This window comes from Vibrio sp. TRT 21S02 (assembly GCF_050113675.1).
In the GTDB taxonomy this organism is placed as follows: domain Bacteria; phylum Pseudomonadota; class Gammaproteobacteria; order Enterobacterales; family Vibrionaceae; genus Vibrio.
The window spans coordinates 49988-73048 of record NZ_JBNJOI010000002.1 but is presented as its reverse complement, the minus strand read 5'-3'; the positions used below and the strand labels follow the sequence as shown (position 1 = coordinate 73048).

At 42.3% G+C, this 23061-nt stretch carries 14 protein-coding genes and 1 pseudogene; 10 read left to right on the top strand and 5 right to left on the bottom strand.

Features of this window, described 5'->3' with window-relative positions:
- The first annotated feature begins 69 nt into the window (after positions 1–69).
- Positions 70–612 (top strand): hypothetical protein, encoded by a 543-nt coding sequence (locus tag ACQEXU_RS02450; RefSeq protein WP_427009535.1) that lies wholly within the window; start codon positions 70–72, stop codon positions 610–612.
- Positions 613–624: 12 nt separating this feature from the next.
- Here ACQEXU_RS02450 and cra read toward each other — a convergent pair whose 3' ends face one another.
- A complete protein-coding gene (cra, locus tag ACQEXU_RS02445; RefSeq protein ID WP_427009534.1) occupies positions 625–1617 on the bottom strand; it encodes a catabolite repressor/activator in 993 nt (330 codons plus the stop codon).
- 249 nt (positions 1618–1866) lie between these two features.
- On the opposite strand from cra, the gene fruB reads away from it, so the two are divergent.
- The 5 genes from fruB to glgC all read left to right on the top strand — a co-directional run bounded on the left by fruB (position 1867) and on the right by glgC (position 9105).
- Entirely contained in the window at positions 1867–3018 is a 1152-nt protein-coding gene (gene fruB, locus ACQEXU_RS02440) for a fused PTS fructose transporter subunit IIA/HPr protein (RefSeq protein WP_427009533.1), read from the top strand.
- Between the two features lie 10 nt (positions 3019–3028).
- The gene (gene pfkB, locus ACQEXU_RS02435) at positions 3029–3967 is read left to right on the top strand and encodes a 1-phosphofructokinase (RefSeq protein ID WP_427009532.1); all 939 of its coding nucleotides are present in this window, start codon (positions 3029–3031) and stop codon (positions 3965–3967) included.
- A gap of 31 nt (positions 3968–3998) precedes the next feature.
- The gene (fruA, locus tag ACQEXU_RS02430) at positions 3999–5729 is read left to right on the top strand and encodes a PTS fructose transporter subunit IIBC (protein ID WP_427009531.1); all 1731 of its coding nucleotides are present in this window, start codon (positions 3999–4001) and stop codon (positions 5727–5729) included.
- Between the two features lie 39 nt (positions 5730–5768).
- Entirely contained in the window at positions 5769–7733 is a 1965-nt protein-coding gene (locus tag ACQEXU_RS02425) for a GGDEF domain-containing protein (protein WP_427009799.1), read from the top strand.
- A gap of 121 nt (positions 7734–7854) precedes the next feature.
- Positions 7855–9105: a glucose-1-phosphate adenylyltransferase gene (glgC, locus tag ACQEXU_RS02420; RefSeq protein WP_374144859.1), complete on the top strand. Its 1251-nt coding sequence runs from the start codon at positions 7855–7857 to the stop codon at positions 9103–9105.
- Between the two features lie 52 nt (positions 9106–9157).
- Here glgC and ACQEXU_RS02415 read toward each other — a convergent pair whose 3' ends face one another.
- Entirely contained in the window at positions 9158–12298 is a 3141-nt protein-coding gene (locus ACQEXU_RS02415; RefSeq protein WP_427009530.1) for a chitinase C-terminal domain-containing protein, read from the bottom strand.
- A 515-nt stretch (positions 12299–12813) separates the two neighbouring features.
- Between ACQEXU_RS02415 and ACQEXU_RS02410 the strand changes: the two genes are divergently transcribed.
- Complete coding sequence (locus ACQEXU_RS02410; RefSeq protein ID WP_427009529.1) at positions 12814–13449, top strand: lysoplasmalogenase; 636 nt, start codon at positions 12814–12816, stop codon at positions 13447–13449.
- On the opposite strand, the pseudogene ACQEXU_RS02405 reads toward ACQEXU_RS02410, so the two are convergent.
- Both ACQEXU_RS02405 and torS read right to left on the bottom strand, forming a co-directional pair.
- Positions 13437–13927 (bottom strand): annotated as a pseudogene (locus ACQEXU_RS02405) (GNAT family N-acetyltransferase). The gene ACQEXU_RS02410 and the pseudogene ACQEXU_RS02405 overlap by 13 nt on opposite strands.
- A gap of 49 nt (positions 13928–13976) precedes the next feature.
- Positions 13977–16874 carry a TMAO reductase system sensor histidine kinase/response regulator TorS gene (gene torS / locus ACQEXU_RS02400; RefSeq protein WP_427009528.1) on the bottom strand — a complete coding sequence of 966 codons (2898 nt, stop codon included), beginning with the start codon at positions 16872–16874 and terminating at the stop codon, positions 13977–13979.
- 80 nt (positions 16875–16954) lie between these two features.
- Here torS and torT point away from each other — a divergent pair, with 80 nt between their 5' ends.
- Complete coding sequence (gene torT, locus ACQEXU_RS02395) at positions 16955–17962, top strand: TMAO reductase system periplasmic protein TorT (protein WP_367989920.1); 1008 nt, start codon at positions 16955–16957, stop codon at positions 17960–17962.
- Between the two features lie 36 nt (positions 17963–17998).
- The gene (locus ACQEXU_RS02390) at positions 17999–18454 is read left to right on the top strand and encodes a methylglyoxal synthase (protein WP_367989921.1); all 456 of its coding nucleotides are present in this window, start codon (positions 17999–18001) and stop codon (positions 18452–18454) included.
- 37 nt (positions 18455–18491) lie between these two features.
- Here ACQEXU_RS02390 and helD read toward each other — a convergent pair whose 3' ends face one another.
- On the bottom strand, positions 18492–20558 hold the full coding sequence (helD, locus tag ACQEXU_RS02385) for a DNA helicase IV (protein ID WP_427009527.1): 2067 nt from the start codon (positions 20556–20558) through the stop codon (positions 18492–18494).
- A 191-nt stretch (positions 20559–20749) separates the two neighbouring features.
- On the opposite strand from helD, the gene yccS reads away from it, so the two are divergent.
- Positions 20750–22903 (top strand): YccS family putative transporter, encoded by a 2154-nt coding sequence (gene yccS / locus ACQEXU_RS02380; RefSeq protein WP_427009798.1) that lies wholly within the window; start codon positions 20750–20752, stop codon positions 22901–22903.
- Positions 22904–23061 lie beyond the last annotated feature (158 nt).

Here is a 23061-nt window from a genome sequence, read left to right as displayed (position 1 = left end):
ATAAACTTACATTCCGGCTACTAACATTTATGGCTTAAATATTGCTTCATATTACGAAGAGTCAAAATAATGTTATTAGTCGGAGTACTACTTTTGAAAAAACGTCATCTATTGAGCTTGTTAGCTGCGTGTACAATGGCTGGTCATGCGCAAGCAAATAATTTTAATTACAACTACTTTGAAGTCCGTACTGCAGTAAACCCGCAAATGAGCGGCGTTGAAGGAAGCATGTTTCTGACCGAAAACTCCCATGTAGTCGCTCGCTTTGATACCCAATTTGATAAAGACTATGATTTGGCTGCCGGAATTGGTTTTAACGGCCCAATTAATCAATTTGCTGACGTCTATGGTCAACTTCTCATTCACAATGTGAAATACACGAAAGAATCTGGCGGTGGTTCAGATACTCAAGCTGAATTTAATATTGGGCTGCGCGTTTGGATTGCGGAGCAAATTGAAGCTACAGGTCGCATTGGCCGAAATGATGATGCATCAGTATTCCACGCAGGTGTGCGCTTCCACTCTACAGACCAACTGTCACTCTCTGCTGAAACCCGAAATAATGGTTTGTATGGCCCCCAAGCGACCATGTCCGTTCGCTTTCAATATTAACAAATGCCCGGTTTAATCGGGCATTTTTTCTCTTACTACCAGCCGCCTTGGTACCAACTCAACCCCAGATTTATATCGCTTAGCCGATGCGTTAAGCCCTAGTTCTAACGCACTGTCTGCAATAATTTCGAATTGCTGTGGTAACGAATTGATCCGTATAGGAAGGAAGTCCAATAATCGGTTATCACCAAATGTTGCGAGTTTTAAACTGTGCATAAGTTCTGGTTTTTCAAGCAAAACATCCAATACCCCTTCTAATAAGGTGTACGACGTGGTGATTATTGCATCAGGAAGATTCTCATTTATAACCCATTCTCTGATTAACTTTGCCCCATCATCTCTATTGAAGTGTTCTCCATAGGCCAACTGATAAGCAACTCGCCTCCCCTTAGCCGCAGACACAAAGCCCATCTCACGTTCTCTGGATACATTAAGTTCAGGTAAAGCACCGATCAAACCAATAGATGTGACATTGTCACTTAAAATTGAGCACGTGAGATCATGAGCAGCAGAAAAATCCTCACTAATCACGCAAGCAAAGTGTTCATCATCCAAAGGTCGGTCAATTGCGATCACCGGAGTGCCACTCTCTTGCAATTTTAAGTAAAATTCACTTGCTTCAACAATGCAGCTTGCGACAAACAATGCATCAACTTTTCTGCTCACTAATGCTTGTACAACCGATTTTTCTATTTCTGGATTATCGTCAGAACAACCGATTAAAATTTGATAACCTGCTGCGCGAGAACTATGCTCCAGCAACTTTGCTAGCTTGGCATAACTCGTATTTTCTAAATCGGGAATAATTAGACCAAAAGATCGGCTATTCCCTGCTCTTAATGTGCTTGCTGCAAGATCCGGACGATAATTGTGAGCATTAACCACATCCATCACTTTCGCTTGGGTTTTAGCACTAATACGATACTTTTGCGCTTTGCCATTGATTACGTAACTAGCGGTTGTTTTAGATACACCGGCTAATTTCGCAACTTCATCTAGTGTCATATTTCCTGCCTTGAACTGTGCTTCGGATCAAAAATCCATCACAAGGATCTTGTGAATATTTGCATTATAAGCTGAAACGTTTCAGCATAAAAGCTGAAAGGATTCAGCAAAATGTATTTTGTGAGATAGATAGAGTTTACTTATCAGTTATCATTTCACTTCGGTGTAAAAACAAACAACACACCACAATGCTGAATCGATTAAGCAAATTAAAATATGCAATAGATAACGAATGATTTAGAGGCACTTATGCTCAAACTTTCCCAAAACGATATCACTCTAAACTTAAATTATAACGACAAGTTTAAAGCCATCGACGCCCTTGCCGAGCAACTTCAGAGTCGTGGATTTGTTGCATCAGGTTATGTCGAAGGTATGCAAGAACGTGAAAGTCAAAATTCAACCTATTTAGGTAATGGCATTGCAATTCCTCACGGTACAACTCAAACACGAGATCTTGTTATTCAAACTGGGGTAACTATCCAGCAGTTTCCCCAAGGTATTGATTGGGGAGATGGTAATACGGTTTATTTGGCAATTGGTATTGCTGCAAAATCAGATGAACACTTAGAAATTTTAAAACAATTAACCAAAGTGTTATCGGCAGATGGCGTAGAGCACGCTCTCAAACATGCAAAAGATGAACAAACCATTCTCAACTTGCTCAACGGAGATTCATCAACTACTGGTGAAATCATGGATGGTGACTTAATCCAACTTGGTTTCCCTGCTACACAGTGGATTCAAATTGTTGCAACTGCTGGTGGTTTGCTGAAAAACAAAGGCGCGGTAGAAAATTCATTTATTAGCAACATTATGGATAAACGCCCTACTCACTTAGGTAAAGGACTTTGGTTAGTCACCTCAAATGAAGGTGTGATTCAGACAAAATGTGCGTTGGTCACCACTTCCGAGCCTTGTACTTTTGATAGTAAACATGTAACTGGATTACTTGCTATTGCAGCTTGTGACCATTCTCATACCCAACTACTTTCCGCTCTTACCGACTTGGTTCAAAGCAACCGTCAAGAAGAGTTTATGTTAGGAGATAAAGAAAAGATCCTCTCTTTTGTTAGTTCTAATGAGACACCGTCTAATGCTCAAGAAATAAATGTGTTAGACACAATTAAAGCCACATTTAAAATCAAAAATGCACACGGATTACATGCACGCCCAGGCGCGATGCTCGTGGCCGAAGCTAAAAAGTTTGATTCTGCAATTACCGTTAGCAATATCACATCAGATGGTAATCACTTTGTAAACGCAAAGAGCCTAATGAAAGTAATCGCACTTGGTGTTAAGCAAGGCCATGAACTTGAGTTCATCGCGAGTGGTAATGATGCCGAACAAGCCATCAGCGCAATTGGGCAAGCCATCAATTCTGGCTTAGGTGAAGGTTGAGGTGAATGCAATGACAAATAAAGTAGTCACCATCACATTAAACCCTGCCTTAGATTTGACAGGTTCACTTGATGTTTTAAATCAAGGCTCGGTCAGTCTTGTAAACAGCAGTAACCTCCACGCTGCTGGCAAAGGGGTCAATGTTGCAAAGGTATTATCCGATTTGGGCGCACAAGTCACAGTGACTGGCTTTTTAGGCGCTGACAACCCTGAAATGTTCCAATATCTTTTCGGTACTATCGGTGCGACTGATCGTTTTGTTCAAGTCAAAGGCGCCACTCGAATTAACGTTAAATTGGTTGAGTCCAATGGCACTGTTAGTGACATCAATTTCCCCGGCATCACAGTTAATGAATCAGACATCGCTGTATTTGAATCAGTGTTAGAAGAACTCAGCCAAAACCACGATTATTTTGTCTTTGCGGGAAGCTTACCCAACGGCCTCTCCCCTGAGCGCTGTGCAAAATGGATTAAGACACTAAACACTAAAGGCAAAAAGGTGCTCTTTGACTCCAGCCGTGATGCTTTAAAAGTGGGATTAGACGCTTCTCCTTGGTTGATCAAGCCAAACGATGAAGAGCTATCTCAGCTCTTAAATACTCCTGTAAATAATGAAGCTGACTGTCAATCTGCGGCAAAGCAACTCGCAGATAAGGACATAGATAACATTGTAATTTCAATGGGAGCAAAAGGTGTTATGTGGCTCCATGATAACGAATGGTACACAGCAACGCCTCCAAAGATGGATGTTGTTAGTACTGTCGGTGCAGGAGATACCCTTGTTGCCGGACTGTGTTGGGGACATATGCAAGCAATGGAAAAATCAAACCTACTCTCTTTTGCTACGGCGTTATCCGCTCTAGCCGTAACTCAAGTTGGAGTGGGAGTAAACAATATAAATCAAGTAGAAAACCTACAAAATAAGATAAACATCAGAAGGCTTTCTTAATCACAAGTACATGGACAAAAGGTCGAGTTATATGAATATTGCGATTATCACAGCGTGCCCTAGCGGTGTGGCGAATAGCATCATCACTGCGGGGTTAATGGAAAAAGCAGCAAAGGAGCTTAACTGGCAAGCACATATAGAATGTCAGTCAAGTGTCGTTGACAATCAGATCTTAACGAATGAACAGATAGAACAATCGGACATTGTGCTTATTGTTGCTAGCACAGATGTTGACGAGACTCGTTTTATTGGTAAGCAAGTCTATCGTGCAACAATACAACAGTGCATCGACGATCCTAAAGGACTGCTTAAAACCGCCGTATCTAAAGCTGAAGTACTTGAACAAGTGCATGCAACAGAAACGGACAAGTTGACGAGTGATAAAAAAAATATCGTCGCTATTACTGCTTGTCCGACTGGTGTTGCACACACATTTATGGCTGCAGAAGCGTTGCTGGAAGAAGGTCAACGTCGTGGCCACAACATCAAAGTAGAAACACGTGGCTCTGTCGGTGCCAAAAACCAGTTGACTGAGCAAGATATCGAGCAAGCCGATATCGTCATTGTAGCCGCAGATATTGACGTACCGCTGGAGCGTTTTTCAGGTAAAAAACTGTATAGAACCCAAACCGGTCCTGCTCTTAAGAAAACGGCTGAGGAAATGGATAAGGCCTTCGAAATGGCGACAGTTTATCAATCCAACAATTCCGCGACTGAATCATCCGTAGAAGAAAAGAAAGGCGTTTATAAACACTTAATGACTGGTGTTTCTCATATGTTGCCAGTGGTTGTTGCAGGTGGTTTGATCATTGCCCTGTCTTTCGTATTTGGCATTGAAGCGTTTAAAGAAGAAGGTACATTAGCGGCAGCACTGATGACAATTGGTGGCGGTTCAGCCTTTGCACTCATGATCCCTGTCCTTGCAGGATTTATTGCCTTTTCTATCGCTGACCGTCCTGGTTTAGCACCAGGTTTGATTGGTGGTATGCTGGCAAGCTCTACTGGCGCCGGCTTCCTGGGCGGTATTGCTGCTGGTTTTATTGCAGGTTACTCAGCTAAGTTTATTGCAGACAAAGTCAGCTTGCCACAATCAATGGAAGCATTAAAACCGATCCTAATTATCCCATTTGTTGCCAGTTTGTTTACCGGTTTGGTGATGATTTATATTGTTGGTGGCCCAGTTTCAAGCATCATGAGTGCGATGACTGAGTTTTTGAACAATATGGGTTCCGCTAATGCAGTACTACTCGGTGTTATCTTAGGCGCGATGATGTGCTTCGACTTAGGTGGCCCAGTGAATAAAGCTGCCTATACGTTTGGCGTAGGTTTACTCGCATCACAAACCTATGCTCCAATGGCTGCAATTATGGCTGCGGGTATGGTTCCAGCATTAGGGATGGGGCTTGCTACATTCTTAGCGAAGAGCAAATTTGATGCTGGTGAGCGTGAAGCTGGAAAAGCATCGTTTGTCCTTGGGTTGTGCTTTATCTCTGAAGGTGCGATTCCTTTTGCGGCAAAAGATCCAATGCGTGTCATTCCCGCTTGTATGCTAGGTGGTGCGATCACCGGTGCGTTATCCATGCTTATTGGCGCTAAACTCATGGCTCCTCATGGTGGATTATTTGTGTTACTTATTCCAAACGCGATCACGCCTGTGTTTATGTACCTAGTCGCTATCGCAGTCGGTACCGCCGTAACAGGGTTTGGTTACGCATTTATCAAAGCACGTGATGGGCAAAAGACTTCAGTTGCCACACAATAGCAAGACTAAACTTTTGATTGATGGGTATCACAATTTGTGATGCCCATTTTTTTATGGCACGTTATTCTATGCGGCTCACGGTATCTATCTCGTAATTGTGTAAAACTGTTACTTGGTTTCCAAATTTTTGTCGTGATGCAACTTCGAATTACACGTACTTTATCTCAGTTTATTTTTGTCTTTATTGGGCTAAGCTTTGTTCCCACCCTTTATTTCATTAACGAATTACAGAAAATCAAACAAGATGCCTATCAAAAGGTTGAACAAAGTGAACGCACAAAGCTTGAATTTGCAAAAACTGAACTTACTACTCTCTTCTCTCAGGCTGCAATAACAGCGAGAGAGCTTGCCACTGCCGGGGCATTAAACCGTACGATTCTCTCTCCAACACCCGAAAACATCGATACTGTCGAAGAGTTCTGGCTGCTCGTTGCTCGAACAAAAAAGCTTTACGCCACACTACGTTATATTGATGAGCAAGGTAATGAAGTTATCAGAATCAACAAAAATGACAACATCACCGAAATTGTCGCTAAAGACAGATTACAAGATCAGTCTGCTTACGATTATTTTCGATTTGCACAAGCTCAAACTGCGAATCAACTGAGCCTCAACGGCATTCATTTAAAGAGCGAAAACCAAAAACTATTGGGCAAGAATAAACCCTCACTACAATTTATTTTTCCTATTGAAATTGCTGGCAAGCGGCGTGGCTATTTTGTTGCTAATCTGAACTTTGATTATCTTTATCGGATGCTAGCGTACAACGAAGACCTTAATGAAAGGCCTGATGTTTTCGGAGGCTCAGGTAACCTTGTTCTATCTCGATCAAATCAATACGTGTCCTTGCCACATTACCTTCCAAGCTTATGGCAATCAATCAACACTTCAAATCAAGGAACCATCCATGAAGAAGATGTCTGGTATTCTTACACTAAAGCTTTATTGCAAACCGAGAATGACTCTCTTGAAATAATTTTAATTAACAGTGCTGATCAGAGCGAAATTACTGGCCTTTACTATGCCAGTTTATCTGACTTGTTCTTGCTTGCGGGAAGCATCTATCTAACCACTCTTTTTATTACGTTTAGCTTTATAACTTGGAATTATCACCATCAAAAAAATAGCTTAGAAAGTCAAATCGCTCGGGCGGCAATGAATGGTATGTCTGCCATGGTGATCACAGATAGAAACAACAGAATAATCAGAGTGAATGAAGAGTTCATTCGAGTGAGCGGCTTTAAAGAAGGTGAAGTTATTGGGAAGCAACCTTCTATATTTTCATCAGGAAAACACAATCAAGAGTTTTACATTACGTTGTGGAAAGAACTTGAACTAAAAGGGTTATGGGAAGGTGAAGTTGTCAACCGACGTAAAGACGGCTCCCTAATTACCGAAATCTTACGTATACAAACGGTTAAAGACACGTTCGGGACAATACAGTTTTATGTTGCGTCTTTTGTTGATATTTCACATCGAAAAGAACTCGAAATACGGCTAAAAGAACTGAGTGAGAAAGACTCGCTAACATCATTATGGAACAGAAGAAAATTCGATAATACGCTAGTTAACGACTGTGCTAAGGTGAAACGCTATCATTCAGAAGTCCAAATGTGCCTCAGCGTAATTGATATTGATTTGTTTAAGCGAATCAATGATGAATTAGGACATGATGAAGGCGATCGAGTGATTCAGTTTGTTGCGAATACACTGCAAAAATCATTTCGAGAAACAGATTTTGTGTCTCGTATAGGCGGTGAAGAATTTGCGATTATCATGCCCCACACCAACATCAATGAAGCTGAATTGGTACTTAACCGCATACGTACTTCCATTTATCTTGAGAGTAATTACAAAGTATCTATAAGCGCTGGTATAACAGAGCTGTGTAGTTCACCAAAACTCAGTTACAAGCGTGCAGATGTCGCGTTGTATGAAGCAAAAAATAGCGGCAGGAACTGTGTCGAGTTAATGCGAATCAGTGAATCTGATTCCATTGCATAATTGTGGTGCAATATTGATAGTTCTCGCACCAAAATGTGACATTGATCAGCTAACCTAACGCACAACCTTTGTAACTTCAACACACTGCAAAGTGGCTCAAAACTTGTACTACTCTGAATCAATGAACCAAGGAAAGCGCTGTTTCAGGGAGAACGACATGCAAGATACATTAGCAGTAATATTAGCTGGTGGGATGGGTTCAAGACTCAGTCCATTAACTGATGATAGAGCCAAACCCGCGGTCCCCTTTGGGGGTAAGTATCGAATTATTGATTTTACATTAAGTAACTGTCTGCATTCAGGAGTCAGGCAAATACTTGTGCTAACACAATATAAATCTCACTCATTACAAAAACATCTCCGAGATGGCTGGTCACTTTTTCGACCAGAGTTGGGAGAATTCATTTCTGTCGTTCCCCCTCAAATGCGTGGAGGCGGTAAATGGTATGAAGGAACTGCTGATGCCATTTATCATAATCTGTGGCTACTTTCACGCAGTGAAGCCAAATATGTTGTCGTATTGTCAGGTGATCATATCTATCGAATGGATTATGAACCAATGTTAAAGCAACATATAGAAACCGATGCAAACCTAACAATTGCATGCATGTCAGTCCCTCGTAATGAGGCATCGTCGTTTGGTGTTATATCGACCAATGAAGAGCGACAAATCGAAACGTTCATTGAAAAGCCGATTGACCCACCTTCAATGCCCGGCTCTCCCGAATCAAGTTTAGCTTCAATGGGGATTTACATTTTCGATATGGAAGTACTTCAATCGGCATTGAGCGATGATGCTCAAAACTCAAATTCAACTCATGACTTTGGTAAGGACATCATTCCTAAACTCATTGAAACTCACAATGTATTTGCCTATCACTTTTGCTCAGATAAAGGTCGCGTCGATAAAGATTGTTACTGGCGAGATGTTGGAACCATAGATTCCTTTTATAAAGCAAATATGGATTTACTCGAACCTGTACCTCCAATGAACTTGTATCAATCAGAATGGGGAGTCAGGACTTATGAACCCCAGTATCCTCCTGCGAGAACAGTATCCTCAGCGACAGGGAATGAAGGAATTTTTATTAATTCAATCATCTCAAATGGCGTGATAAATTCAGGTGGTTCGGTACAACACTCTATCGTCTCATCAAATGTCAGAATCAACGACAGCGCAACGATCGTGGATAGTATTTTGTTCGATGACGTCGAAGTCGGTGAAGGATGCAAGTTAGTCAATTGCATTATTGATAAACATGTCCAGATCCCTCCCTATACACAGATTGGTCTCAATCGAGTTGAAGATGCACAGCGGTTCCACATTTCAGAAAATGGCATAGTCGTTGTACCTGAAAACTTTCAGTTTTAGCAAAAACAAAAAGGCCTTGGATAACCAAGGCCTTTTATCATTACTAATTAGTTTACGGACAAGTTACTTCATCCCAGAACCAGTTTGAAGTGGTAGGTGTATCCCATGTACCAGGGTTGTTTTTCGCAACAAAACACTTTCCATCATTCATAACAGTATCACCATTACTAACCTGTGTTACACCTGCTTCCCATTGAATTACCGTTCCTGTACCTGTGTCTCCACCAGTATCACCGCCTGTGTTTCCGCCATTGCCAGCAGAAAGGTCTGCGAGTGGTAGGTCTGGTTGCTCAAACTTGAATGCATAGTCAACATTGTTCACTGTCACTGTGTAGTTTGCTGGGCCAGAGATAGGTAGATAATAAACCATATCCAGCTCATACGTTCCACCAGCAGGTAAGTCTTTCCATGCAGGAAGCGTAAACGCTACGCGATGCATTGTTCCGTCCAGACCACCAATGTTGTTAGCACGTGTATGACCAGAAGCAATAACCTTCAAACCACCACCAGACTGGTCTTTCGCATTGTCCGGAGCCGATACTGGAATATCGAACTGGAATTCAGTACCACCAGGAATCGCCTGACCAGTGTTGTTTGTGAATGTGATCTTCGGATTGATTGGATAGTTCTGATCACCAACTTTGAATCCACCGATTGACACTGTGATGTCTACCGCTTCAGTTGGGATTACACCTGTAGCAACTTTATTACCATACGGTGTTGCTGACTTAAACTTATCGTAAATAGTTTGCGTCATGCTGTTACCCATATGGAATTCACCATTGCCGGAAGCACACGCCTGTTCAGTTAAGTCGATCGTCGTACGATTGCCGTTTGCATCAAGAACATAACAGTTATAGTCACCTGCTAGTTCCCAGAACATGATACCGCCGATCTCTTTATCAATAACGTAGTCTGCTTTGACGCCGATTGACGCTTTGTCTTCGGTAGAGATGAATACACTCTTCTCAGCATTCCACAACCATGGAGCTACAGCCACAGAATCGTAGTTACGAGTATATGTGCCTACAAGTTTGTCACTTGGGTCATTAACAGGGTCAAGGCCGTAAGCTTGAGCATAAGAACCAAAGACACCGTTTTCTAAGTTCTTAGCGTGCCACATTGGGTTTGAACCAGCACCCATTTCTTTACCTTGTGGGTCCAAATCATGCCACATATTATCAATGCCAGTCGCACCGTAACCACAATTGTTCTTCTCGCCTTCACCAGTACCCGGAGCACATTGTGTTTGATCAGGAAGTGCAGCACGACCCCAAAGGCCATTAGTACCACCAGTTACGCCTTGCCAGCCACGAGTATAGTAAGGAACACCAATGTTAATACGGCCTGCTGGCATAGAACCACGGAAGTAATGATATGCCCAGTCAGTATTTAGGTAACCGATACCACCGTATGCTGCTGTTCCATATACGTTCCATTGAGCCAACTCAGAATCTTCACCCGTGTCATAAAGCGCTGCATTATGGCCAACGTGATCATTCCAAGCACCGTGCAAGTCATATGACATGATGTTGACGTAATCTAGGTACTTAGTAACATCAAATGTTTCCATACCGCGCAACAAATAACCAGATGATGGCGCTGCGATGGTAAGCATGTAGTGAATGCCATCTTGAGCTGATGCCGCATCAAGTTTGTTACGAAGCACTTTCATTAGCTCTTGGTAAGATGCCCATAAGTAAGGGCGGCGTGGCTCCATAAAGTCCTTGTCGTAAGGGTTACCGGCACCTGCCATTGATGTTGGGTATTCATAGTCAATATCTAAACCATCGAACTTATACTTACGCATCATTTCGACAGCTGACGTTGCGAACTTCTCGATACCAGCGTGGTTAATCGAACCATCTGCATTCGTTGTCATGGTGTAGAAACCACCGTCAGCAACGCGGTTTCCATCAGCGCCGAAGTGGCCACCGGTTTCAGCCCAACCACCAATAGAAATCAGAGTTTTAACACCATAGCGCTCTTTGTAAGTAGCAAGTGCACCAAAGTGACCTTTAAATCCAAGTGCTGGATCGACATCTACACCAGGCCATTCTTTACCCGTTGCCGCGTTGTTTGGATCAGTGACATCACCGACATTGACTTTGCCATCAGAACCGATGCTAACAAACGCGTAGTTGATATGAGTTAGTTGTTCCCAAGGAATATCTTTTACCAAGTATGCAGCTTGTGGATCATCACCTGCTCGCCAGCTCGTAAAGTAACCGATGACACGACGAGGGTGGTCTGCACCCATTTTCTCACGACCTTCTTCGTCATAAATAGAACAGTAAGGAACGTTCACACCTTCAGTTTGATACAAACCGTCTGGACGACAATTAGCAACAGGTGCAACACCGTTCACTTTAAGCGTAACTAGCGCCGAATCTCCAGTTCCACCAAGGTTATCAGTTGCTTTTGCATAAACGGCAAGATCACCCGCTTGGGTTGTTGTGTAATCAAGCGTATATGGTGCTGTCGCTGCAGTTCCAACAAGCTGTCCTGCAACATAGAAATCAACTTTCTCAACAGTACCATCAGTATCGTCTGCAACAGCAGAAAGGGTGACAACGCTACCAACGTCAACCGCTGCAGCTGAAAGTGATACACTTACTGTTGGTAGCTCATTACCAGGTTGAGTTGACTCAACGGTCAAAGAAACTGAACTTACTAAGCTCGCTGCATTTTGGTCATCATATGCAATCGCACTAAACTCATGTTGACCAGCGGTCGCAGTCCAGTTAGTTGTATGTGGCGCAGCCGTTGATTCACCGACGACGACACCGTCAACTAAGAACTCAACTTTTGCAACAGTACCATCTGTGTCTGCAGCTGTTGCAGCAAGAACAACAACGTCAGCTTCTTTAATTACATCCGTAGCACTTGGTGAAGTTAGATTTGCAGTTGGTGCTTCGTTGCCCCCACCTGTCGCACACACGTCGACAACTAACCATTCATCCCAAGTTCCCGTGTTCTGCTCAGGATTATTTCCTTGAGTCCAGTAGTTTGCTTTATAAGCGGTATTGTTGTGCTGAACTTGATCGCCACCGTTGTATACAGTCGTCGAATCCCACACAGGTAGTGTGCTGCAATCAACAGCAGCATAGCTGTTGAAAGCCATCAAACAAGATGCTGTCAAAGTGCTAAGTGTAAACACACTTTTACCAGCTTTTCCCTTATTAAGATGCATAGTCGCCCCTATTTAACTTATTGTTTTAAAAGAATGTATTTGGTTTTTATATATCTTTCGATACTTATGTTCTTGCGTAAAACAACTGTAGGACACTTGGTTGAATACACACGTGAATTTTGTGAGATCTATACAATCACTCGCAATTTCTTGCTGGTCAGATGTAATGAAATGCCACTTAATTTGCACCAATAACTAAAATTTGATTAATTTCGAAAGTTAAAAAAAAGGCCGTTTTTTCGTAATGAAAAAACGGCCTTTTAGAGATTGACTAGATCTCTATAGGGGATCTCAGTATGCAAAATATTATATTGGCAAAAAACAGTAATTCGCGACAAATTGCTTTCCTCTTTTATAGAAAAGAGCTATCCATCCATAACATTCAATTCAAGCTGTAAATCAAATGCATTTAATTTGCTTGAATACAAGCATGTCCATAAACTAGGACTCGCATTTAATTTGAATAAATATAGAATGGCGTTCGAATGATGAACCTTGAATTATCCGGAGCAAGTATGTGGTTAGCTATAGGGATTACAGCGTTACTTCACATCGTATCCGTCGATAAAGGCCCGCGATGGTTGTTTTACACCACCAAAACTGTCCCCATTGTTTTGATGATGGTTGTCGCTTTTCAAGCAGAGTCATTAAAACCAACCTATGGCCTATTCATACTTGTCGCTTTAGCATTTTCTTTAATTGGCGATATATTTCTCATGCATCCCAAAGACAAATTCCTTCCCGGGTTGGTCAGTTTTCTATTTGCGCATTTGGTGTATACCGCATGTTTTTGGAATGAGACAAGTGGCATCCTAAATCACTGGGTTCCAATTTTAACTTTCAGTGTTGGAGTCATCGTGTATTTGCTACTGTTGCCTTCTTTAGGAGAAATGAAGTTACCAGTGGCTATTTATTGCATCGTGATTTTAAACATGGCTTGGGCAGCAATTGAGTACTGGCTACAAACGAACAATTTGTCGGCTCGTTTTGCTGTAGCGGGAGCGCTGATTTTTATTACGTCAGATCTAGTCCTTGCCATCGATAGGTTTCGTGCAAGTTCTGGCTTTTCAAGACATGTTGTGATGGTTACCTACTATACTGCGCAAGCCCTATTAACGTTATCGGCGACAAACTTTATTTACACCGCGTAGCGATAAATTAGGTCGTCGTATAATTTATTCCCTATCTGATAAGCATCGGACTCACGCTCAACCAAAACAAACCCTGCCTTTTCGAGTAACTTACATGATGGTAAGTTACCGTCTGTCACAATGGCGTTTATTTCAGATACTGGATAGTTTTCCTGCGTATGTTCAATTAAACCAACTAGTGACTCGGTCCCATATCCTTGGCCATGGAATGTTTTTTTAATAGGTAGCCAACCTCAACAGTATGGCCAGACTTTTCCGATATAACTAATCCCGTTATACCAATACATTCTTTAGATTTTTTATCTTTAATTACTAAACACAACCAATGTGTTGAACCCCATTTCCACTCAGGTAATCTTGATTCAAATCGTTCCCTAATTTCTTGAACGCTTGGCTTGTCAAAAGCATAGCGAATAACATCTTCATCTTGATGAAGGTTCTGAAACAGAGGCCATTCGTTTTCACTGATTTGCTGCATGATAAGCCGCGATGTTTCAATTCGTATCATATTATGATCTCTTTCCCCTTTAATTGATGATGTTGACTAACGCTTCATATGACTCAGTGCAACATGTAGCCAACTCTTCGGCGCTCTGCTTGTAGCTATCAACTGGGTGACCGCTTTTCTCTATATTCTCACAGATCTCAAATAAACGGTTGAGCCCAAGGCTACCTGAGGAACCTTTCAATTTATGTGCTAACTGCTTAACCTCAGAAGCATCCTGAGTTTGAAAGGCTAGCTCAAGCTTTTCTTGAATATCATCTGCACCTTGTTTAAACAGTTCAATAATTTCAAGCATCTTAGCCTTGCCTAATACCGCGGTGTCATTAATCACAATTTCTGGCTTAATAAGGCTAGATAGAGACATAGAAACACTCTCCTTTGGTTCGTGATGGTTATTTGGCGTTATACCCATACCCACCCCTTTAACATGGCTACTTATAAGCGCGGCTAGATCGTCTTTGTCCAATGGTTTAGGTAAATAGCCATCGAACCCAGAAGCTAGATAACCTTCAACCTCTTCATTAAAGACATGAGCAGACACGGCAATCATGGGCACATCGGAATTTCCAGACTGTTCCCCTATTTCTCTTAATTGCTCCCTTAATTCCATTCCATTGCAATCCGGCAAATTGATATCTAATAGTGCAATGTCATATTGATTTGCTTGGAATAACTCCTTCGCTTGCGCCCCATTCAAGGCAGTATCAACCTGATGCCCCATATGCACTAGAAAACCTTCCGCAACCATGCAGTTTACGGGGTTGTCTTCAACTAAAAGAACGGCTGCTTTATTGTCGCTCTGTAGCTGTGTTTCCATGAGAGTTGCGACTTCTTTCCCCTTTTCCAGTGGTACACTAAACCAGAAACGGCTGCCTTCCCCACATTCAGATTCCACCGCCAGAGTTCCATTCATTGCATCGACAATTCTCTTACTTATTGCCAAGCCTAAACCAGTACCACCTTTACTGTTAATTCCTGCAGAAGCTTGTGTGAAAGCATCAAAAAGGGTTTGTTGTTCTTCAGTGCAGATCCCAACGCCTGAGTCAGATACTTCAAACAGCACATTTTTCTCATGGGTAGGATCTGGACTAACATATATATCGACATGACCATGATCGGTGAATTTAATCGCGTTACCCACTAAGTTGGTCAGCACTTGGCTAATGCGCGTAACATCACCTTGCCAATAAAGATCTAAATCCGAGTCAACATAACAGGTAAAATCAATTTGCTTTTCTTCTGCTCGTCCTTTCAATAGTTGATATACATCGTCCACCATGGCTTTTAGATCAAAGTCTACTGTTCGAATTTCTAGATGGCCGGCTTCAATCTTTGAGTAATCGAGAACATCATTCAAAATAGCAAGCAATGTCTTGCCACTTCGGTTAATGACGTCCACATAGTGTTTTTGCGTCTCGTTAAGAGAGCTTTCTTTAAGCAATCGAGTCGTTCCGAGAACACCATTCATTGGGGTACGAATCTCATGACTCATGGTTGCTAAAAATGCCGATTTTGCTCTACTCGCTTGCTCCGCTTGATGCCGCGCTTTGGCATGGTTTAACACTTCTTGATTGAGTCGATTATTGGTTTCTTGCAGCTGACACGTTCGCTCAGTAACAACTTCTTCAAGGTGGACTTTATGCTCTTCAAGTTCACGTTTCGCCTTGGCTTCGCTTTCTGCTACTACTTTTAAAGCTTGCGCTGTGTTTCTCGCCGTAATAATGGCCTGTCCCATACGAGCCAGTTCATCTTTACCTTGTACGGTGACATCGACTTTTAATTGCCCCTGCGCAATAGAGCTCAATGCGGATGAGTACTCGGCTAACCGTTTAAGAACTGACTTGTAAACCACTTTCCAAACAATGAGGACAACGATAACTAAACCAATAATAGTGATAATTGTCAGTGATAATTGAGCGTACTGCAGTGTCGTTTTTAATTCCGATACAGCATTTGTAGTCGCTGCATTGGAATCATCAACCAGACGGTTAACCGTCGTATTAAGCTTGGTAAACTGGGTCAATGTGTTTTGTAAGAGTTGCTGTGAGGCTTGTTCATTTTGATAACGATTTATCAAAACTTGAAAGACGACTTCGCGCTTCGCCAGCTTATTTAATAAATCAGCCATTTGCATTGAACGCGTAGGGTCCTCAACCGACTGAACTCGACGTTTCATAATGGCTAGATTCTGACTGTACTCATTACGAATTTGATTAATTCGGTCGAGGTTCGAAATGGTGGACATTTCTTCAATATGATTCAGCATTTTAAATGCGAGGAGATGCAATTCGTGTAAACGCTCTGAAAGATCTAAATCAACCTCAACGAGTGTATCTAGTGCATTGTATGCTGACTCTTTTTTTCCATTTTTCAATAAATCATAAATGTGAGTGACGTTAGCCACAGCGATCGTACTGGTATTAGAAACCTGAGTGCGTGTAAGCTGTTCAAGCTCTTGAGCAAATTTACGCATTTCCTTCACTCTGACATCCAAGTCATTTGCAAGAAAGAGCTTTTTCTCAACAAGTATGCCTAATTGCGCCAATGTATCGATGACTTGCTGGACATCGCTTTCAAGCGTATTCAGTAACTCAGAATCAAACGAATCCGATCCAAGTTGTTTGATATGTGATAACAGCGTTTCTAATTGCGAGAAAAGTAATTGCCCTGATTCTTTTCGTTGCTTTTCTGACTTTGCATTGGAGAGCGATTGAACTGAAGTAATGATACGAGAGCTCAACTCTGAGACTTGTCGCGCTTCTATCATAGAAGGTATCGCAGAATTCACGACATTTCTTTCTGTTCGAGCAACAGATGAGAAGCCAAACACACCGATTAATGAAGACAATATGACTAACAAAGCCATCGCAGTGAAAGCAAACAAAAGCTTACGGCCAATACTGGCTTTAGCAAATAACATTCAGAATCATCACTTCTTAACATCTGTAGAATGCGCTATATTTTGCAGTGTTTGTCCCATTATTACCAACAAATTGCCGAATGTTTAAATCTATTAAGTTCAAGTTTTTCATACAAAGCCTTCTCATTGCATCATGCAGCAATCTGGCACACGCAGGACAAAATAACGAGCCATATAGAATATGCTCCATTTACCCGCACCTGAAAGATTCATATTGGCTCTCCGTCAACTATGGCATGGTGAATGAGGCAGAACAGCAAGGTATTGACCTAAGGGTTTTAGAGTCGGGCGGTTACCCAAATCACATCAAGCAGAAAGAACAGTTATACCTTTGTACTCGCTGGGACGCAGATGCAATCATTTTAGGGACTGTCGCTCCGGATTTATATACAAGCGATCTCAAATCGATTGTCGGCTCCACACCTGTATTTGCGACTGTTAATCGCCTATTAGTAGACGATAAAAACAAACCGTTATTGAAAGGTGAAGTGGGCGTAGACTGGTATTGGATGGGATACGCTGCAGGTAAGTACTTGAGTGAGAAACACCCCAAAGGCAGTGGAAAAATAAAAGCGGCATTACTCCCCGGCCCGAATTCAAGTGGCGGTACAAAACCTGTCGTTAAAGGGTTGTATGATGCATTGAAAAACAGCGATGTCATCATTGCCAAAACACTTTGGGCAGACAATGACAAGGAGTTACAGCGTAACTTAATTCAACAAGCCATAGACACTGATGGTATTCGCTACATTATTGGCAGTGCCGTTGCGATAGAAGCCGGAATTAGCGAGTTGCGTGCCTCAAACAAAGCCAGTGAAATTGGCCTAATTTCTACTTATTTAAGTCATGGTGTGTATCGTGGTTTGCTGCGACATAAAGTTGAATTTGCACCCACGGACAAAATGGTTGAGCAAGGTCGCTTGTCATTAAATCAGGCTATTGATTATTTACGTGGTAAGACATACAAATTCTCACAGTCACCTTCGATATCACCATTGACTCCTGATACACTGAGCGAAAAAGTGATTGCAGATTCGCTGTCACCTTCTGAATATAGGCCAACTTTTTATATAAACCAGGCTAAGTAAAACAACCTGAACGTAGTAGCACCTTAGGAATAACGAATGCAAAAGACAACCCGTACTATGCCCGCACATAAGCATGTTGCGCTGGTAGCACATGACAACTACAAACCAGAACTATTACGATGGGTTACTGACAACAAAGAAAAGCTACAGCGTCACTTTCTTTATGCAACAGGAACAACTGGTAATATGCTGAGTAAAGAAACGGGGCTTGCAATTAAAAGTATGATCAGCGGCCCTATGGGCGGGGATCAACAAATTGGCGCTCTGATCTCTGAAGGAAAGATTGATGTGTTGGTTTTCTTTTGGGATCCACTTAATGCCGTCCCCCACGACCCTGATGTAAAAGCACTTTTGCGTATTGCTAGTGTATGGAATATTCCCGTCGCGACCAACCGAGCTACGGCCAAGTTCCTATTTGAGTCTGAATTAATGGAACAAGAAGTGGATATTGAAGTCCCTGATTATGATGCTTACCTTGCAGACCGAACCTAATCTAGTTTCCTAAAAAAGCCCGCAAGTGCGGGCTTTTTTACTTTTGGTGAATCACCGGATAATCATTCTCAAGCAGCTCTTTTACAAAGGTTGAACCACCTCCGGTAAAGGTAACCCATACTTTCTCCTTTGCACGAGTTAGTGCCACATAGAACAAACGCCGTTCTTCAGCATAAGCAAACGTATCGGTGTTTTGGGTTAACGCTGCATCGATATGTAACGCCTTCACACGTGCGGGAAACTGCCCTTCATCCACAGATAAGATGATGACATAGTCCGCTTCCTTACCTTTACTTGCGTGACATGTCATAAACTCAAGCTTTAATAAGCCGTACTGTTTCTTCCACTCATCAAGCAGCTCGGGTTTGTGATAATGATTTCTGCCCAATAACAACACTGACTTGGTCTTTTTTGCCTGTCGATTCAGTTGGTCTAATATTTTCTCGACATTAGCGGTTGCTGTTAATGTTACGGCTTTGCTCTTTCTTTCTTTATGACTATTCAATGTCTTAGGAAGCTGAGCAGGGTTTTGTTGAATAAATCGATTAGCCACCTCACCGATACGATTATTGAACCGATAGGTTGTATCAAGATAGTGTACGGTTGAGTGTGGGAACCTCTCACCAAAGCCAGTCGTCAAATCGACATCCGAGCCAGCAAAAGCGTAAATGGACTGCCAATCATCACCTACGGCAAACAACACGCATTCTTTGTTTGCGTCACTACGGCATAGTGACTCAATAAGGTTCAGTCTCTCAGGAGAAATATCTTGATATTCGTCGATCATGATGTATTTCCAACCTGACTTAAACTTACCCTTGTCGATATAGTTGGTTGCACGCGTGATCATCAGATTGAAATCAATTTCGCCCTGCTCTTTTAAAGCCTGTTGCCACGCTTGGTAACACGGCCAAACTAAATTGAGCTCACTGTTCAACCGTGTGTAGTCAGGGTGATCAACCAATTTTTTCTGGATCGCAGTTTTTGTCACCCCCATAGCGCTAAGTTGAGAAAGCTGCTTTTCCAACCAAGCGATCAATTTAGGGTTTTCCACATGGCTACCAAGCTCGTCATCACCAGCTAAGTAGGCAATTGGCCATTTTGATAAGTGCTTTTGCCAACGCTTAAAGTTGGTTGGCGTCATCCAATGTTTCTTTAGCCAATCAATACACCAAGCTTGTTTTAAGTTGTCGTCGGTAGCCAAAGGTGAAATGACCACCTTTTCTGTCTCGACTTGGTTTAAGATTTGTAAGCCTAGCTGATGGAATGTACAAACTTTAACGTGATCAGCAGCCATGCCGACTTTGTCTTTTAGCCTTTGTTTCATTTCATCGGCAGCATCGCGCCCAAAAGCAACCATAAGAATTTCGTCAGCCTGAGCGAGATGACTTTGAAGCAAATAAGCTACTCTGGCAGTCAAAACACTTGTCTTACCCGAGCCGGCTCCAGCAAGAACTAAATTGTGATCATCATTGAGTAACACCGCATATTGCTGACTGAGGTTGAGCGGAGAAGACTCCACTTGGTTGAAAAGCACTTCCCAGTTCTGACGTTCGGTCTCTAACCATTCATTATTGCGCTCAAGAATTTTCTCATCAGTATCAATAATCCATGGCATCAATTCTGCCATCTTTATCGGCGCACGTTGCTCGGCTTCTTCTAACGACATGTCCATCGTTTTAAAATCTGAGTCCAGTTGCTCTAACCAATGCGAAACTCTTGAGTGTGACAAGAAAGAAGGTAAACGTTTAAAACCTTTTAAGTCAGATTCCCACTGAGGCAAATAGGTACTCAGTTGTTCACACTGCTTATTGTGCCACTGTTGATAGTATCCAACGGCAGTTCGGGCAAAGTCGCGGCAATCTAACCACGGTAATCCCTGAACTAACCAAGAGCGCTGTTTATTGTTTTCTGTATGAGCGAAAAACTGCAGTCCGCCCCAAAAGACCCCTCTTTTTACCTCAACCTTTCCGTTCCAGGCATGAAATGGGATACGCTCTTCACTAAAATCAGAGCTTAAAACGATATAATCAGACTCAAGTTTAACGTTGTAATATTCGTTTTGAATTAAAAACTGTGCAGTCTTAGTTGCTGATAGCTGCATTCTTACTTTAACCAGTGACTTCCCTTGGCTACATCATATATTAACCATTACTGAATATGAAAAATTAATGTCAAGATTGCCACCGAACAAATCTCATGCACTTGGCATTTTTTATTCATTTCTATCAAAATGTTATTGTGAGTTTTTGCTACAATACGCTCTAACTTCATCTGACATTAGTATTGAATTCAGTGTACAGCTTTGCCCAATTCCGTCTCTTGTGGACGAACAAAACATTTAACTACAGCGTCCTCATTCTCATTACGTTGTTAGGTGTTGCATTGCCAGCTTGGTATCTCCAACTAGGTTCGAACATTATTCCTTTAATTCTCGGGATTATTGCGGCAGCACTAGCTGAGAGTGACGACAATTTTACTGGTCGTTTGAAGTCGATAACGCTCACGTTAATCTGTTTTGCAATTGCCGCATTCTCCATTGAAATTTTGTTTGATAAACCACTGCTATTCGCACTCGGTCTGTTTATCTCTACCTTTGGCTTTATCATGCTTGGTGCAATTGGTCACCGCTATGCGAGCATCGCTTTTGGCTCTTTATTGATAGCGATTTACACCATGCTCGGCGCACACCAAAGCGTTAATCTATGGTTTCAACCTTTGATGTTGTTAATTGGTGCTGGTTGGTACTACTTCATCTCCGTGCTTTGGCATGCAATTTGGCCAATGCAACCCGTACAACAGAGCCTTGCAAATGTCTTCCTTCAGCTTTCCAATTATCTGGATTCCAAGAGCCAAGTTTTTCAACCCGTTACGAACTTAGTTCCTCAACCCCACCGTATTCGAGATGCTAACCTAAACGCTGCAACAGTGACGGCATTAAACCAATGTAAGGCAACATTGCTGACACGCTCAAAACGGGGCCATGTTGATGGGGCGAGTGACCGTTTCTTGAACATTTATTTCTTAGCGCAAGACATTCATGAACGTGTCAGTTCAAGTCATTACCGCTATCAAGAACTTGCGGAGCAATTTGAACGTTCAGACGTTTTATTCCGATTTAAGTATCTATTAGAAACACAGGCCCAAGCATGCCGAGATATTGCTCGCTCAATCCAACTCGGTAAAGAGTACACGCATGCGGGAACATCCGTTTTAGCTTTAGATGAACTTCAATCTTCTCTGGCCTATCTAAACCAGCTGCAAAACCCCAAATGGCGTTTGTTACTGGCGCAACTAGGCTATTTGTTTAATAACCTTACGACCGTTGAAAAGCAGCTCAGCAATGTCAACAACCCCGATGCTGCAAAGCTTGAAGAAGATGTATTGGACGATACTGAAGCCCATTCACTAAGGACGATGTGGCAACGCATCCGTTCTAATCTCAATAAAGATTCCATGTTATTTCGCCACGCAGTCAGGATGTCGATTGCACTGACGGCAGGTTACGGGATCATTCAATTACTAAGCATTGAACGAGGTTACTGGATACTGTTAACCACCTTATTCGTATGCCAACCCAACTACAGTGCGACACGACAAAAGATTGTTGCGCGTGTCATAGGCACGTTGGCAGGGCTATTAATTGGCGTCCCGTTACTAACATTTTTCCCTTCCCTTGAAAGTCAGCTTGTCTTCATCGTTCTATCAGGCGTGGCATTTTTTGCTTTTAGACTTGCAAACTATGGCTACGCGACAGGCTTTATAACTGTATTGGTTCTATTCTGTTTTAATCAATTAGGTGAAGGCTATGCGGTTGTATTACCAAGGCTTGCAGATACGTTAATCGGTTGCGCCTTGGCAGTTGCTGCTGTTGCGCTGATTCTTCCTGACTGGCAATCGAAACGACTTCATAAGGTGATGGCAGACGCTGTCGATGCAAATAAAACGTATCTTGCCCAAATTATTGGTCAATACCGGATAGGTAAGAAAGACTCTTTGAGCTATCGAATTGCGCGCCGTAGTGCGCACAATCAGGATGCCAATTTAGCCAATGCGATCAGCACAATGTTATCTGAGCCTGGTAAATACCGAACAGCGACTGACGAGAGTTTTCGTTTTCTGACATTAAGCCATGCCCTATTGAGTTACATTTCCGCACTCGGTGCACACAGGACTCGAATTGCAGATGAGCACACGCACCAGCTTGTGTTAGACGCTCATAGAGCCATCCATCGTCATCTTGAAGTTTTATATCAACAACTCAACACACACACTGATGAATGTGATACCAGTGAGTTTGAAAGCCCAGAGATTGAAAACCGCCTATCAGAGTGGCGCGACGAAGATGAACACTCCGCACGTATGGTTTTACAACAATTGCACTTGATTTATCGCATGCTACCTGAGCTCCATTCCTTAGCGAACAAGTTTGCTGTCCGAGTAAACTAAAGCTTACTTTATTCAGAACTTCGTGGCATTTATTCACGGAGTTCTGATTCTAAATTTGCACATTTCGGACATTTTCTGCGCTTTCGCTTTGTAGTCTATCCCTTACATGAGTTATTGGGGAAATAGTTATGAAAGGAGGCAGCTATCACCCGGAACTC

Excerpts from the sequence above, each read along its gene's own strand:
- pfkB (WP_427009532.1), top strand. The coding sequence starts at position 3,029 with ATGACAAATAAAGTAGTCACCATCACATTAAACCCTGCCTTAGATTTG.
- torS (WP_427009528.1), bottom strand. The coding sequence starts at position 16,874 with ATGTTATTTGCTAAAGCCAGTATTGGCCGTAAGCTTTTGTTTGCTTTC.
- ACQEXU_RS02415 (WP_427009530.1), bottom strand. The coding sequence starts at position 12,298 with ATGCATCTTAATAAGGGAAAAGCTGGTAAAAGTGTGTTTACACTTAGC.
- ACQEXU_RS02410 (WP_427009529.1), top strand. The coding sequence starts at position 12,814 with ATGTGGTTAGCTATAGGGATTACAGCGTTACTTCACATCGTATCCGTC.
- glgC (WP_374144859.1), top strand. The coding sequence starts at position 7,855 with ATGAACCAAGGAAAGCGCTGTTTCAGGGAGAACGACATGCAAGATACA.
- fruB (WP_427009533.1), top strand. The coding sequence starts at position 1,867 with ATGCTCAAACTTTCCCAAAACGATATCACTCTAAACTTAAATTATAAC.
- ACQEXU_RS02425 (WP_427009799.1), top strand. The coding sequence starts at position 5,769 with ATGCCCATTTTTTTATGGCACGTTATTCTATGCGGCTCACGGTATCTA.
- helD (WP_427009527.1), bottom strand. The coding sequence starts at position 20,558 with ATGCAGCTATCAGCAACTAAGACTGCACAGTTTTTAATTCAAAACGAA.
- cra (WP_427009534.1), bottom strand. The coding sequence starts at position 1,617 with ATGACACTAGATGAAGTTGCGAAATTAGCCGGTGTATCTAAAACAACC.
- fruA (WP_427009531.1), top strand. The coding sequence starts at position 3,999 with ATGAATATTGCGATTATCACAGCGTGCCCTAGCGGTGTGGCGAATAGC.
- torT (WP_367989920.1), top strand. The coding sequence starts at position 16,955 with ATGTTTAAATCTATTAAGTTCAAGTTTTTCATACAAAGCCTTCTCATT.
- ACQEXU_RS02450 (WP_427009535.1), top strand. The coding sequence starts at position 70 with ATGTTATTAGTCGGAGTACTACTTTTGAAAAAACGTCATCTATTGAGC.
- ACQEXU_RS02390 (WP_367989921.1), top strand. The coding sequence starts at position 17,999 with ATGCAAAAGACAACCCGTACTATGCCCGCACATAAGCATGTTGCGCTG.